General features: G+C 75.9%; 10 protein-coding genes. All 10 read left to right on the forward strand.

The genetic code is table 11. The features are described from left to right. Positions 1-15: 15 nt before the first annotated feature. Entirely contained in the window at positions 16-3,291 is a 3,276-nt protein-coding gene (ileS, locus tag BM048_RS01620; RefSeq protein WP_090030089.1) for an isoleucine--tRNA ligase, read from the forward strand. Positions 3,292-3,380: 89 nt separating this feature from the next. Then, positions 3,381-4,805, forward strand: a complete 1,425-nt coding sequence (locus tag BM048_RS01625; RefSeq protein WP_090030467.1) for a bifunctional folylpolyglutamate synthase/dihydrofolate synthase — start codon at positions 3,381-3,383, stop codon at positions 4,803-4,805. Between the two features lie 209 nt (positions 4,806-5,014). Further along, positions 5,015-6,010: a dihydroxyacetone kinase subunit DhaK gene (dhaK, locus tag BM048_RS01630; protein WP_090030090.1), complete on the forward strand. Its 996-nt coding sequence runs from the start codon at positions 5,015-5,017 to the stop codon at positions 6,008-6,010. Between the two features lie 85 nt (positions 6,011-6,095). Further along, on the forward strand, positions 6,096-6,728 hold the full coding sequence (dhaL, locus tag BM048_RS01635; RefSeq protein WP_090030091.1) for a dihydroxyacetone kinase subunit DhaL: 633 nt from the start codon (positions 6,096-6,098) through the stop codon (positions 6,726-6,728). Next, positions 6,725-7,546, forward strand: a complete 822-nt coding sequence (dhaM, locus tag BM048_RS01640; RefSeq protein ID WP_090030093.1) for a dihydroxyacetone kinase phosphoryl donor subunit DhaM — start codon at positions 6,725-6,727, stop codon at positions 7,544-7,546. Before dhaL ends, dhaM begins: the two co-directional genes overlap by 4 nt. Before the next feature lie 57 nt (positions 7,547-7,603). After that, positions 7,604-8,218, forward strand: a complete 615-nt coding sequence (locus tag BM048_RS01645; protein WP_175499170.1) for a TetR/AcrR family transcriptional regulator — start codon at positions 7,604-7,606, stop codon at positions 8,216-8,218. A 61-nt stretch (positions 8,219-8,279) separates the two neighbouring features. After that, positions 8,280-9,896: an MDR family MFS transporter gene (locus BM048_RS01650; RefSeq protein WP_090030096.1), complete on the forward strand. Its 1,617-nt coding sequence runs from the start codon at positions 8,280-8,282 to the stop codon at positions 9,894-9,896. A gap of 67 nt (positions 9,897-9,963) precedes the next feature. After that, positions 9,964-10,422 carry a DUF4233 domain-containing protein gene (locus tag BM048_RS01655; protein ID WP_275407323.1) on the forward strand — a complete coding sequence of 153 codons (459 nt, stop codon included), beginning with the start codon at positions 9,964-9,966 and terminating at the stop codon, positions 10,420-10,422. A gap of 67 nt (positions 10,423-10,489) precedes the next feature. Further along, positions 10,490-10,921, forward strand: coding sequence for a nucleoside-diphosphate kinase (gene ndk / locus BM048_RS01660; RefSeq protein ID WP_090030098.1), 432 nt, complete (start codon positions 10,490-10,492; stop codon positions 10,919-10,921). A 98-nt stretch (positions 10,922-11,019) separates the two neighbouring features. Then, positions 11,020-14,619, forward strand: a complete 3,600-nt coding sequence (gene smc / locus BM048_RS01665) for a chromosome segregation protein SMC (protein WP_090030100.1) — start codon at positions 11,020-11,022, stop codon at positions 14,617-14,619. Positions 14,620-14,692: the final 73 nt, after the last annotated feature.

Genomic DNA, 14,692 nt, shown 5'->3' on the forward strand with positions numbered 1-14,692 from the left:
CAAGGAGCCCCTCGCGTGGCCTACCCGTTGCACCGCTCGTCGTCGCCCGTCCCGGCGTCCCCGGACCTGCCCGCCCTCGAGGCGGACGTCCTCGCGCACTGGGCGCAGGACGGCACCTTCGGCGCGAGCATCGACGCGCGCCCCGCCGGCGAGGGCGGCAGCAACGAGTTCGTCTTCTACGACGGCCCGCCCTTCGCCAACGGCCTGCCGCACTACGGCCACCTGCTGACGGGCTACGCCAAGGACGTCGTGCCGCGCTACCGGACGATGCGCGGCAACCGCGTCGAGCGCCGGTTCGGCTGGGACACCCACGGCCTGCCCGCGGAGCTCGAGGCCGAGCGCATCCTCGGCATCACCGACAAGTCGCAGATCGAGGAGATGGGCATCGCGGCCTTCAACGCCGCGTGCCAGGAGTCCGTCCTGCGCTACACGGGGGAGTGGCGCGAGTACGTCACCCGCCAGGCGCGCTGGGTCGACTTCGACCACGACTACAAGACGCTCGACATCTCCTTCATGGAGTCGGTCCTCTGGGCGTTCAAGACCCTGTACGACAAGGGCCTGGCCTACGAGGGCTACCGCGTCCTGCCCTACTGCTGGCGCGACCAGACGCCGCTGTCCAACCACGAGCTCGGCATGGACGCGGACGTGTACCAGGACCGGCAGGACCGGACGGTCACGGTGACGTTCCCGCTGGCGGGGGAGCGGGCGGAGGGCCTCGGGCTGGCGGGCGTCGCGGCGGTGGCCTGGACGACGACGCCGTGGACGCTGCCGACGAACGCCGCCCTGGCCGTCGGGCCGGAGGTGACCTACGTCGTCGTGCCGCACGCCACGCCGGCCGGGGAGCGCACCGGCATCCAGGAGCACCTCGCGGCGGACACGTTCCTGCTCGCCGAGGCGCTGCTGCCGGCGTACGCGAAGGACCTCGGCTACGCGTCCGGCGACGAGGCGCTCGCGGCCGTCACGCGCCGCGTCACCGGCGCGGAGCTCGCCGGCGTGCGCTACGAGCGGCTCTTCGACTACTTCGCGGACACCGCCGCCTGGGGCACGGGCAACGCCTGGCAGGTGCTCACCGAGGACTACGTCACCACCGAGGACGGCACGGGCGTCGTCCACCAGGCCCCCGCGTACGGCGAGGCCGACCAGGAGTCCTGCGAGCGCGCCGGCATCCCGACGATCCTGTCCGTCGACGAGGGCGGCCGGTTCACCGCCGTGGTGCCGGACGTCCAGGGCCTGCAGGTCTTCGAGGCGAACAAGCCGATCATCGACCGCCTGCGCGCCGACGGCCGCCTGCTGCGCGAGTCCTCCTACGTGCACTCCTACCCGCACTGCTGGCGCTGCCGGAACCCGCTGATCTACAAGGCGGTCTCCTCCTGGTTCGTCCGCGTGAGCGCGTTCCGCGACCGCATGGTCGAGCTCAACCAGCAGATCTCCTGGACGCCGGAGCACCTGCGCGACGGGCAGTTCGGCAAGTGGCTGGCCGGTGCGCGCGACTGGTCGATCTCCCGCAACCGGTACTGGGGCACGCCCATCCCGGTGTGGACCTCCGACGACCCCGCCTTCCCGCGGACGGACGTCTACGGCTCGCTGGCCGAGCTGGAGCGCGACTTCGGGCGCCTGCCGACGAACGCCGCCGGGCAGCCGGACCTGCACCGGCCCTTCATCGACGAGCTCACGCGCCCGAACCCCGACGACCCGTCGGGCCGGGCGACGATGCGGCGCATCACCGACGTGCTCGACGTGTGGTTCGACTCGGGCTCCATGCCGTTCGCGCAGGTCCACCACCCCTTCGAGAACGCGGACTGGTTCGAGGGGCACTTCCCGGGCGACTTCATCGTCGAGTACATCGGGCAGACGCGCGGCTGGTTCTACACGCTGCACGTGCTGGCCACGGCGCTGTTCGACCGACCGGCGTTCCGGTCCGTCATCTCCCACGGCATCGTGCTGGGCGACGACGGCCGCAAGGCGTCCAAGTCCCTGCGCAACTTCCCCGACCCGATGGTCATGTTCGACCGGTACGGCTCCGACGCGGTCCGCTGGTCGCTCATGTCCTCGCCGGTGCTGCGCGGGGGCAACCTCGTCGTCGCCGAGGAGAACATCCGCGAGGCGGTGCGGCAGGTGCTGCTGCCGGTGTGGAGCACGTACTACTTCTTCACGCTCTACGCCGGTGCGGCGCGCGGCGGCGAGGGGTACGAGGCGCAGCCGGTGACGGCCGAGCGCGTCGCCGGGCTGCCGCCGATGGACCGGTACCTCCTGGCGCGCACGCACGACCTCGTCGTCGACCTCACCCGCCGGCTCGACGCGTACGACATCGCCGGCGCCTGCGAGGCCGTCCGCGAGCACCTCGACGTCCTGACCAACTGGTACGTGCGCACCCAGCGCGACCGGTTCTGGGCGGAGGACGCCGACGCGTTCGACACGCTGTGGACCGCCCTCGAGGCGCTCACGCGGGTCATGGCGCCGCTGGCGCCCCTGGTGACGGAGGAGGTCTGGCGCGGGCTCACGGGCGGGCGCAGCGTGCACCTCACCGACTGGCCGACGCCGGACGACGGGGCGCTCGTCGCCGACCCCGCGCTCGTCGCCGCGATGGACGGGGTCCGGTCCGCGGTGTCCGTCGCGCTCGGGCTGCGCAAGGCGAACGGGCAGCGCGTCCGCCAGCCGCTGCGGCGGCTGACCGTCGCGGTGCCGGACCCCGACGCGCTCGCGCCGTACCGCGACCTGCTCGCGGCCGAGCTCAACGTGAAGGACGTCGAGCTCGTCGCGGCCGACGAGGCCGCCGCCGCCGCGCACGGCATCGCCCAGCGGCTGGCGGTCAACGCCCGGGCCGCCGGGCCACGCCTCGGCCGCGGGGTGCAGGCGGTGATCCGCGCGGCCCGCGACGGTGCGTGGCGGGTCGAGGGCGCGACGGTCGTGGTGACCACGCCCGACGGCGACGTCCCGCTCGAGCCGGCGGAGTACGAGCTGACGACCGTCGTCGCGGTGGCCGAGGGCGGCGAGGGGCCGACGGCCGCGGCGGCGGTGCTGCCCGGCGGCGGCTTCGCGGTGCTGGACCTCGTCCTCGACGACGAGCTGCGTGCCGAGGGCTACGCCCGCGACGTCGTCCGCGCCGTGCAGGACGCGCGCAAGGCCGCCGGCCTCCAGGTCGGCGACCGCATCGCGCTGACCCTCGGCGTGCCGGCCGAGCACGTGGCCGCCGTCGAGGCGCACCGGGCGTTCGTCGCCGACGAGACCCTGGCGACGACGCTCGTCGTCGCCCCCGCCCCTGATCTGACCGTGGAGGTGGCGCGCGCATGACCGGACGCGAGGACGAGAGGCCCGAGGTCCGCGACGAGGACCACGGCCGGGACGCCGACGACGAGCGCCGCGACCTGCTCGGGCTGCGCATGGCGCAGCAGGACGAGCGCCGGGCGGCGTCGTCGAGCGGGACGCACGCCTCGTCGGGCGCCGCGCACCTGCGCGCCGAGGCCGCGCGCGAGGCCCGGGAGGCGGCCGACGAGGTCTACCGCGCGATCCTCGAGCGCGCGCCCGAGCACGACATCGACCCGACGCTGGACCGGGTCCGCGACGTGCTGGAGCTGCTCGGCGACCCGCAGAAGGCCTACCGGACGGTCCACCTCACCGGCACGAACGGCAAGACCTCCACCGCGCGCATGGTCGAGCGGCTGCTGCGCGAGCACGGGCTGCGCACGGGCCGGTTCACGAGCCCCCACCTGACCCGCGTCACCGAGCGCATCGCGATCGACGGCGAGCCGCTGTCCGACGAGCGGTTCGTCGAGGTGTGGCAGGACGTCGCCCCGTACGTGCACCTCGTCGACACCCGCTCGCTCGAGCAGGGGAAGCCGCGGCTGTCGTTCTTCGAGGTGTTCACGGTCATGGCGTTCGCCGCGTTCGCGGACGCGCCCGTCGAGGTCGCGGTCGTCGAGGTCGGGCTCGGCGGGCGGTGGGACTCGACGAACGTCGTGGACGGCGAGGTCGCGGTCATCACGCCGGTCGCGATGGACCACGAGCGCTACCTCGGCGACACGCTCGTGGAGATCGCCGAGCAGAAGGCGGGGATCGTCAAGGACGGCGCCACGCTCGTGCTCGCGCGGCAGCAGGAGGACGTCGACGGCGTCGTGCTCGCCGTCGCCGCCGAACGCGGGGCCCGCGTGGTCCGCGAGGGCGTGGACGTCGACGCGCTGGAGCGCGTGGTGGCCGTCGGCGGGCAGGTGGTGAGCCTGCGCGGCCTGGGCGGCGTGTACACGGACGTGTTCCTGCCCCTGCACGGCGAGCACCAGGCGCACAACGCGCTGCTCGCCCTCGTCGCGGTCGAGGCGCTGCTGACCGGGGGCGGCGCGCTCGACGCGGGCGTGGTCGAGGCGGCGTTCGGCGACGTGAGCTCCCCCGGCCGCCTCGAGGTGGTGCGGACCAGCCCGACGGTCGTCGTCGACGGCGCGCACAACCCCGCCGGGGCCGAGGCCATGGTGGCGGCGCTGGAGGAGGCGTTCTCCTTCGTCCGGCTCGTGGGCGTGGTGGGCGCGATGGCGGACAAGGACGTCGAGGGCATCCTGTCGGTCCTCGAGCCCGTGCTCGACGAGGTCGTCGTCACCCGCGCGGCCTCCGACCGGGCGCTGGAGGTCGACGACCTCGCCGACCTCGCGCGCGACGTGTTCGGCGAGGATCGCGTCCACGTCGCCGAGCGGCTCGACGAGGCGATCGACGTGGCGGTGCAGCGGGCCGAGGGCGAGGTCGAGCGCGGCGCCGGCGTGCTCGTCACTGGGTCCATCCAGCTCGTCGCGCAGGCGCGCACGCTGCTCGGCCGGTCCTGAGCACAGGCCCGGAGCGCGCGTCCGCGAGGGCGCGCTGCAATGGCACGTCGCCCGTCCGGGGGATCCCGGGCGGGCGAGTGCACGGACGTGCAGCGCACCTGCACGGGAGTCCTTGACCGCGCGCTCACCTGCGGACACAGTGGGTCCCGCCGCGGGCGAGGACGCCCGGCACCGCCCGGCGAGGGCGGCGTGACGCTGGAGGGACCTTCGTGAAGAAGCTCATCAACGACCCGCAGGACGTCGTCGCCGAGTCGGTGGAGGGCTTCGGCCTCGCCCATGCCGACCTCGTGGCCGTCCACGCCGACCCCCTGTTCGTCGCCCGGGCCGGCGGTGCCGTCTCCGGCAAGGTCGGCCTCGTGAGCGGCGGGGGCAGCGGGCACGAGCCGCTGCACGCCGGCTTCGTCGGCGTCGGGATGCTGGACGCGGCCGTGCCGGGCGCGATGTTCACCTCCCCGGTCCCCGACGCCATCACCCCCGCGATCCAGGCGGCGGACTCCGGCGCCGGCGTGCTGGCGATCGTGAAGAACTACACGGGGGACGTGCTCAACTTCGAGACGGCCGCCGAGCTCGCCGACGCCGAGGGCGTCACCGTGCGCACGGTGGTCGTCAACGACGACGTCGCGGTCGAGGACTCCACGTGGACCGCCGGCCGTCGCGGCGTCGCGGGCACGGTCATGGTCGAGAAGATCGCCGGCGCCGCGGCCGAGCGCGGCGACGACCTCGACGCGGTGGCGGCCGTCGCCGAGAAGGTCGTCGCCAACGTCCGGTCGATGGGTGTCGCGCTCACCGCGTGCACGGTCCCGCACGCGGGCAGGCCGAGCTTCGACCTGCCCGACGACGAGATGGAGATCGGCATCGGCATCCACGGCGAGCCGGGCCGGCACCGCGTGCCGCTGCAGCCCGCCGACGCCGTCACCGAGGCGCTGCTGACGCCCGTGGTCGAGGACCTCGGGCTGAGCGGGGGCGAGCAGGTCCTGCTCTTCGTCAACGGCATGGGCGGGACCCCGGCGTCCGAGCTCTACATCGTCTACCGCAAGGCCCGCGCGCTGCTCGAGGCCCGGGGCGTCTCCGTCGCGCGGTCCCTCGTCGGCAGCTACGTCACCTCCCTGGAGATGCAGGGCGCCTCGGTGACGGTCCTGCGGCTCGACGAGGAGACGACGGCGCTGTGGGACGCGCCGGTGCACACGGCGGCGCTGCGCTGGTGAGGAGCCGACGCGGGCCGGGGTCTACGGTGGCCGTCGGTCCGGCCGGTCCGGCTGAGGGCCCCGACCCCGAAGGGCAGGGAGCGTGATGAGCCTCGACGCGCAGTGGGCCGTGGCCTGGACCCGGGCCGCCGCCGCGGCCGTCGCCGAGCACCGGGCGGAGCTCGTCGAGCTGGACCGCCAGATCGGCGACGGCGACCACGGGGAGAACCTGCACCGCGGCTTCACCGCGGTCGTGCAGCGCCTCGACGCACTCCCCGAGGCGCCGGCGCAGGTCGGGGAGGTGCTCAAGCTCGTGGCGACGACGCTCATGTCCACGGTGGGCGGCGCCGCAGGCCCGCTGTACGGGACGGCGTACCTGCGCGCGGCCAAGGTCACGGCGGCCGAGGTGCTCGACAGCGCCGGCGTCGTCGCGCTGCTCGAGGCGGCGCTCGAGGGGATCGTCGTGCGCGGCAAGGCCGGCGTGGGGGAGAAGACGATGGTCGACGCCTGGACGCCGGCCGTCGAGGCGGCGGTGACGGCGGCCGACGCCGGTGCCGAGCCGGCGGCGGTCCTGCGGGCGGCGGCGGACGCGGCCGAGGAGGGCGCGCGCTCGACGATCCCGCTCGTCGCCACGAAGGGCCGGGCGAGCTACCTCGGCGAGCGTTCGGCCGGGCACCTCGACCCCGGCTCGGCCTCGACCGCGCTCATCCTGCGGGCGGCGGCGGGAGCGGCTTCATGAGCGGGACCGCCGGCGCGTCGACGCCGTCCGTGGCCCTCGTCGTCGTGTCGCACTCGCGCACCCTGGCCGACGGCGTCGTCGAGCTCGCCGCGCAGATGGCGCCCGGGGTGCGGCTGCTGCCGGCCGCGGGCGCCCCCGACGGCGGGCTGGGGACGAGCTTCGACCTCGTGGCGCAGGCCCTCGTCGCCGGCACGCGCGACGGGGGGCACGTCGTCGTCCTGACGGACCTGGGGTCGGCCGTCCTCACGGCGGAGTCCGCGCTCGAGCTCGCCGCCGACGACGTCGTCGCGCGGGTGCGCCTCGTGGACGCGCCGCTCGTCGAGGGGGCCGTGGCCGCGGCGGTCGCCGCGGCGGGCGGTGCCGACCTCGAGGCGGTGGCCCGGGCGGCGGCGGAGGCGCGCGGACCGGCGTCCGGCGGTGCAGGACCGGACGCAGGACCGGACGTAGGACCGGTCGCGGGGGCGGAGGACGGGCCGGACACGGCGTCCGCGGGGACCGCCGCGGCATCCGTCACGACGCCGGGCCCCGACGCGACGCCGGCTCCGGCCGCGCCCACCGACGAGCCCCTGGACGCGCAGGTCACCGTGCGCAACGAGCTCGGGCTGCACGCGCGCCCCGCCGCCCAGCTCGCCCGCGCGATGGCGGCGTTCGACGCCCAGGTGCTCGTGGACGGCGCGAACGCCGCGTCCGTCATCGCCCTCATGAAGCTCGGCGCGGTCGGTGGGCAGACCCTGACCGTGCAGGCGCGCGGCCGGCAGGCGCGCGAGGCGCTCGACGCGTTCACGACCGCGGTGGAGAGCGGCTTCGGCGAGGTGTGAGGCGTCACCTGGACGGCCCCTGGTGAGAAACGTGCAGTCGCTGTAACTTTGCGTCCCGTGCAGAAGACCGATGTCGCACCCGCCGTCCCCGGCGGTCCCGGGCTGCGCGAGCGCAAGAAGGCCGCGTGCCGCTCCGCGCTCATCGACGCCGCCCAGGCCATCGCGGCGGACCGCGGCGTCGAGGCCGTCACGGTCGAGGAGGTGTGCGAGCGGGCCGGCGTCTCCGCCCGCACCTTCTTCAACTACTTCGACACGAAGGACGACGCGGTGCTGGGCCACGTGCCCTGGCCGCTCGACCCGGCGGTGGCGGAGGCCTTCGCCGCCGGCGGGCCGACGGGCGTCCTCCCCCACGACGTCGTCCACCTCCTGACGCGCGTGCTCGACGGCGTCCCGGACCGGGACCGCATGATGCGCGGCCTGTCGCTGGCCCGGCAGGAGCCCCGGCTCCTGTCCCGCCACCTCGCCTGGCTCGACCAGCACAAGGACGCCCTGCTCGAGATGGTCCGGCGCCGCCTCGGCCCCGACGACGAGCGGTCGGACGTCGCCACGATGCTCGTGCTGCTCCTCGTGCACACCGCCATCGAGCGGCGGGACCGCGCCGGCGGGGACGGCTCGCCCGGGGACCACCTCGGCCCCGCCCTGCGCGACCTGCGGTCCCTCATCAGCGCCTGACCGCCCCGCGCCCACCCGCCCCTCTTCACTCCCTCACGTCATCGAGAACGAGGTCATCCGCATGTCCGCAGCCACCACGGCCGGCGCCCCGCCGGAACCCGACGGCCGGCTCGTCGTCCTGACGCCCCGCGTCATCTGGACGATCTTCGCCGCGCTGCTCGCCAGCATGTTCCTGTCCTCGCTCGACCAGTCGATCGTCGGCACGGCGCTGCCGACGATCGTCGGGGAGCTGGACGGCGTCGAGCACCAGGGCTGGGTCGTCACCGTCTACATCCTGGCGATCGCGATCGTCATGCCGCTGTACGGCAAGTTCGGCGACCTGTGGGGCCGGCGCTACCCGTTCCTCGTCGCCATCGGCCTGTTCACCGTGGCGTCGGCCGGCGCCGGCTTCTCTCAGTCCCTGGGCGAGCTCGTCGCCTGGCGCGGGGTCCAGGGCCTGGGCGGCGGTGGGCTCATGATCCTGTCGCAGGCGATCATCGCGGACATCGTCCCCGCGCGGGAGCGCGGGAAGTACATGGGGCCGCTCGGCGCGCTGTTCGGCATCTCGGCCGTCCTCGGGCCGGTCCTCGGCGGCTTCTTCACCCAGCACGCCGACTGGCGCTGGGTGTTCTGGATCAACATCCCCATCGGCGTGGCCGCCTTCGTGACCGCCTGGGTGACCCTGCGCCTGCCGAGCCACCGGTCCGAGAAGCGGCTGGACGTCGCGGGGATCGTCCTGCTCGTGCTGGCCACCTCGGGCCTCGTCCTCGCGACGAGCTGGGACTCCTGGTCCGGCGCCGAGGGCTACGACTGGTCCGACGTGCGCCTGTCCGGCCTCGTCGTCGGCACGCTGGCCGCCATCGCCGCGTTCGTGCTCGTCGAGCTGCGGGCGCAGGAGCCCGTCCTGCCGCTGCGGCTGTTCCGCAACCCGACCTTCACCATCGCCACGGCGATCGGCCTCGTGCTCGGCATGGGCATGTTCTCCGCCCTGGCGTTCCTGCCGACCTTCCTGCAGATGGCGACGGGTGCCGGAGTCACGGAGTCCGGCTTCCTCATGCTGCCGATGATGGCGGGCCTCATGCTCACCGCGATCGTCTCCGGCGTCGCGATCACCCGGACCGGCCGCTACAAGCTGTTCCCCGTCGCGGGCCTGGCGGTCACGGCGGCCGGCATGGTGTGGCTCACCCGGATCACCGGCGACATGTCGATGTGGGTGTTCGGCGCCATGATCTTCGTCCTCGGCGCCGGTCTGGGCCTCGTCATGCAGACCGTGGTGCTCGCGGTGCAGAACTCCGTGGACCCGCACGAGATCGGGACCGCGACGTCCGCGAACAACTTCTTCCGCGAGATCGGCGCGGCGGTCGGGACGGCGGTCTTCTCGACGATCTTCACCGGGCGGCTGGCCGACGGCCTGGAGCCGCTGTTCGCCGGGGCGACGACGGGCGGCGACCCGTCCGCGGTTTCGGGCGGCGCGTCGGGCCTCACGCCCGCGATCGTCTCGGCCCTGCCGGAGGCGCTGCGCACGGGCGTCGTCGACGCCTACGCGCAGGCGCTGGCCCCGGCGTTCTGGCTGCTGATCCCGCTCATCCTCGTCGGCCTGGTGCTCGCGCTGTTCCTGCGCGAGGTGAAGCTGTCCGACGAGGCCGGCATGGTCGCCCGCGGCGAGGCCGTCGCCCACACGCCGGGGGCGGGCGCCTGAGAGCACGACGCGGGACGCGGCCGGCGGCGGGACCACCCACCGCCGGCCGGCTCGTACCCTGGGTGCCATGACCGGGTCCACGACCAGCCCGCCGCCGGGGCCGCCGCCGGGGTACGTCATCCGGCGCAAGCGGGACGCGAAGCCGCAGTTCGCGCAGACGATGCTGCTGCTCGAGGCGTTCGTCGTGCTGTTCGCGACGCTCGTCGCCTCGGGGCTCCAGCGCGCCGGTCAGCTCGACGTGCCCGCCGGGTGGCTGTGGGGCGGGGGGCTGGGGCTGGCGGTCGTGCTGACGCTGCTCTCGGGGTCGGTGAGCCGGCGCGGCGGGTACGCGCTCGGGTCCGTCGCCCAGGTGCTCGTGCTGGCGACGGGGGTCGTCGTGCCGATGATGCTCGTCGCCGGCGGCGTGTTCGTCGTCCTGTGGGTCGTGTCGTTGCGGCTCGGCGGCCGCATCGACCGGGAGCGGGCCGCCTTCGACGCGGCCCACCCCGACGCGGTGCCCCCGCCGCCGCGCCCGCGCCTGGGCTGACGACGGCCGCCCCGGGCCGGGCCCGCCGCCCCGTCCACGCGCCGGCCGCGCCGTTAGGGTGTGCGCCATGAACGCGACCGCACCGCAGCGCACCCTCGTCCTGGTCAAGCCCGACGGCGTCCGCCGCCGCCTGTCCGGGGAGGTGCTGCGCCGCATCGAGGCGAAGGGCTACACGCTCGTCGCGGCGGAGCTGCGGGTGGCGCCGACCGAGCTGCTCGAGGAGCACTACGCCGAGCACGCGGGCAAGCCGTTCCTGCCGGCGCTCGTCGAGTTCATGCACAGCGGGCCGGTCCTCGCCGCCGTCGTCGAGGGCTACCGCGTCATCGAGGGCTTCCGGAGCCTCGCCGGCGCCACCGACCCGACGGTCGCCGCGCCCGGCACCATCCGCGGCGACCTGGCGCACGACGTCGGCTCGCCGCTCATCGAGAACGTCGTGCACGGCTCGGACTCCCCGGAGTCGGCTGCGCGGGAGATCGCCCTCTGGTTCCCCTCGCTCTGACAGGCCGCCGGCCCACCCGGTCGGGTGCGGCGGGGTCGGCGGCGGCGGCGCGGCGCCCCTACGCCGGTGCTGTCGGACGTCCGGCCTAGAGTCGGCGCGTGCACCTCAAGACGCTCACCCTGCGGGGCTTCAAGTCGTTCGCCTCGGCGACGACGCTGAGCTTCGAGCCCGGGGTGACCTGCGTCGTGGGGCCCAACGGGTCCGGCAAGTCCAACGTCGTCGACGCCCTGGCGTGGGTGATGGGCGAGCAGGGCGCCGGCTCGCTGCGCGGCGGCACGATGGCGGACGTCATCTTCGCCGGGACCTCCGGCCGCCCGCCGCTGGGTCGGGCCGAGGTGGCCCTCACCATCGACAACGGCGACGGCGCCCTGCCGATCGACTACACCGAGGTGACGATCTCCCGGACGCTCTTCCGCACGGGAGGTTCCGACTACGCCATCAACGGCCAGGCCTGCCGGCTGCTGGACATCCAGGAGCTGCTCTCGGACTCGGGGCTCGGCCGCGAGATGCACGTCATCGTCGGCCAGGGGCGGCTCGACGCGGTGCTGCGGGCGACGCCGGAGGAGCGTCGCGGCTTCGTCGAGGAGGCGGCGGGCGTCCTCAAGCACCGGCGCCGCAAGGAGAAGGCGGTCCGCAAGCTCGACGCGATGCAGGCCAATCTCGCGCGTCTGCAGGACCTGACCGCCGAGCTGCGCCGCCAGCTCGGGCCGCTGGGCCGCCAGGCCGAGGTCGCGCGCCGGGCGGCCGTCGTGCAGGCGGACCTGCGCGACGCGCGCGCCCGGCTCCTGGCCGACGACCTCGCCCAGCTCACCGCGACGCTCGAGCAGGAGCTGGCCGACGAGACGGCGCTCGTGGCCCGTCGCACGCAGGTGGAGGCGCAGCTCGACGCGGCCCGGACCAGGCTCGTCGCCCTCGAGCGCGCGGCGGCCGAGGCGGCACCGGCACTGGGGGAGGCGACCGAGACGTTCCACCGCCTGTCCTCGTTGCGCGAGCGCCTGCGCGGCACGGCCTCCCTGGCCGCCGACCGGGTGCGGCTGCTCGGCACGGATGAGCCCGCGCGCGGGGCCGGCCAGGACCCGGACGACCTCGACGCCCAGGCGGACCGGGCACGACGGGCCGAGGGCGCGGCCGCCCAGGAGGTCGAGGGCGCCCGCGCGGCGCTGGCCGCGGCGGTGGCCGCGCGGGACGCGGCCGAGGGCGCGGCCGACGTCGCGGAGCGCGAGCTCGCCGCCGCGCTGCGCGCCGCGGCCGACCGCCGCGAGGGCGTCGCGCGGCTGGCGGGGCAGGTCGCCGCCCGCCGCAGCCGCGTCGAGGCGACGGAGGCGGAGATCGGCCGCCTGCGGGCCGCGCACGAGGAGGCCGAGCGCCGGCACGCCGCGGCGACGGCCCGGTTCGCCGCGCTCGAGGCCGAGGCCGTCGGCGCCGAGGCGGGCGAGGAGGACCTCGACGCGGAGCACGAGGCGGCGCTGGAGGCCCTCGAGGCGGCGCGCGAGCGGGTGGAGCACCTGCGGGCGACGGCGGCCGACGCGGATCGTGACCGGGCGGCCCTCGTGGCGCGCGCCGAGACGCTGGAGCTGTCCCTCACGCGCAAGGACGGCGCCGGCGCCCTGCTCGGCGCGGAGGACCTGCCCGGCCGGCTCGGCAGCGTCGCGGCGCTGCTGGGCGTGGCGCCCGACGACGAGGAGGCGGTCGTCGCCGCGCTCGGGCCGCTGGCCGACGCCGTCGCCGTGGAGTCCGTCGACGCGGCCGTCGACGCGCTGCGCTGGCTGCGGGACCAGGACGCCGGGCGGGCCGTCCTGCTGGTGGGCGGGGGGCGCAGTGGGGGCCAGGGCGAGGGGCGCGCCGACGTCGACGTCCGCGCCGTCGCGGGGCTGGAGGAGGACGTCGTGGCCGCCCTCGACCTGGTGCGGGCGCCGGAGGCCGTGCGCGACGCCGTGGCGGCCGCCCTGGCCGGCGTGGTCGTGGTCGACGACCTCGCTCGCGCCCGGGCGCTCGTCGCGGCGCACCCCGGGCTCGTGGTGGCGACGCGGGCGGGGGACCTCGTCGGGAGGCACCGCGCCGCCGGCGGGTCAGCCGGGGCGCCGAGCGCGCTGCACCTGCAGCAGGCGCTGGACGCGGCGCGCACCGGCGCCGCGGCCGCCGCCGCCGCGGCGGAGCGCGCACGGTTCGCGCTCGTCGGGGCGACGGCCGAGCGGGACGCCGCGGCGGCACGGCACGCGGCCGCGCTGGACCGGCTGCACGAGTCCGACGCCGCCCTCGCCGCCGTCGCCGAGCAGCTCGGCCAGCTGGGGCAGACGGCCCGCGCCGCACGGGCGGAGGCGGAGCGGCTCGGCGGGTCGCTCGAGGCGGCCACCCGGCAACTCGCCGAGCACGGGGCGGAGCTGGCGGACCTCGCCGCCCGGCTCGCCGCGGCGGAGGAGGCTCCCGAGGTCGGGGAGCGCGTCCTCGTCGAGGGGGCGGCCCGGCGGGACGCGCTCGCGCGCGCCGCGACGGAGGCGCGGGCGGCGGAGACGGAGGCGCGGCTGGCCCTGCGGACCGGGGAGGAGCGCGCCCGGTCGGTGGCGGGCCGCGCGGCCGCCCTCGAGCGGGCGGCGGCGACGGAGCGGCAGGCGCGCGCACGGGCGGCCGAGCGCGAGCGCGCGCGGCGGCGGCAGGCGGCCCTCGCCTCGTCGGTCGCGGACGGTGCCCGGCGCGCCCTCGCCGCGCTGGAGGTCTCGCTCGAGCGGGCCGGTGCCGAGCGCGCCGCCGCGGAGGCCGACCGCGCCGACCGGGAGGCGGCCCTCGTCGAGGTCCGGGCGCAGGTGGACGCCACGGCCCGCGAGCTGGCCGAGCTCACGGACGAGGCGCACCGCGACGAGGTGGCGCGGGCCCAGCAGCGCCTGCGCGTGGAGACGTTGCGCCAGCGGGCGGTCGACGAGCTCGGCACGGACCCCGACGTGCTGCTGGAGGAGTACGGCCCCGACCGGCCCGTCCCGGTGGTGCCCGCGCCGGGGGAGGAGGCGGACCCCGGGGCGCCGACCACCGTGCCGTACGTGCGCGACGAGCAGGAGAGGCGGCTGCGGGCCGCCGAACGGGCGCTCGCCCGGCTCGGACGCGTCAACCCGCTGGCCCTCGAGGAGTTCGCGGCCCTGGAGGAGCGGCACGGCTTCCTCGTGGAGCAGCTCGCGGACCTGCGGCGGACGCGTGCCGACCTGCTGCAGATCGTCAAGGACGTCGACGAGCGCGTGGAGCGGGTCTTCGCCGAGGCCTTCGCCGACACCGCGGCGCAGTTCGACCGCGTCTTCCCCCGGCTGTTCCCCGGCGGCGAGGGGCGGCTGGTGCTGACGGACCCGGACGACATGCTCACCACGGGCATCGAGGTGGAGGCGCGGCCGGCGGGCAAGAAGGTCAAGCGGCTGTCCCTGCTGTCCGGCGGGGAGCGGTCGCTGACCGCCGTCGCGCTGCTCGTGGCCATCTTCAAGGCCCGGCCGAGCCCGTTCTACGTCATGGACGAGGTCGAGGCGGCGCTCGACGACGTGAACCTCGGCCGGTTGCTGGACGTCTTCCGCGAGCTCCGGGAGGACTCCCAGCTCATCGTCGTGACGCACCAGAAGCGGACGATGGAGATCGCCGACGCCCTCTACGGCGTGACGATGCGCGGGGACGGGGTCACGACCGTCATCAGCCAGCGCCTCCGCGAGCCGGCGGCCACCGGGTAGGCGGCCGACCGGGAGCCCGGCCGCGCGACCTCCGGGTGGCGCGCGTGTGAAGGCTCTGTGGCGGTCGGCGCGT

Origin of the sequence: Cellulomonas marina (genome assembly GCF_900111925.1) — a bacterium.
GTDB lineage: Bacteria > Actinomycetota > Actinomycetes > Actinomycetales > Cellulomonadaceae > Cellulomonas > Cellulomonas marina.

Bases quoted from the DNA above. Each gene is read 5' to 3' on its own strand.
- BM048_RS01625 (WP_090030467.1), top strand. From the start codon at position 3,381: ATGGCGCAGCAGGACGAGCGCCGGGCGGCGTCGTCGAGCGGGACGCAC.
- dhaL (WP_090030091.1), top strand. From the start codon at position 6,096: ATGAGCCTCGACGCGCAGTGGGCCGTGGCCTGGACCCGGGCCGCCGCC.
- dhaM (WP_090030093.1), top strand. From the start codon at position 6,725: ATGAGCGGGACCGCCGGCGCGTCGACGCCGTCCGTGGCCCTCGTCGTC.
- BM048_RS01650 (WP_090030096.1), top strand. From the start codon at position 8,280: ATGTCCGCAGCCACCACGGCCGGCGCCCCGCCGGAACCCGACGGCCGG.
- BM048_RS01655 (WP_275407323.1), top strand. From the start codon at position 9,964: ATGACCGGGTCCACGACCAGCCCGCCGCCGGGGCCGCCGCCGGGGTAC.
- ndk (WP_090030098.1), top strand. From the start codon at position 10,490: ATGAACGCGACCGCACCGCAGCGCACCCTCGTCCTGGTCAAGCCCGAC.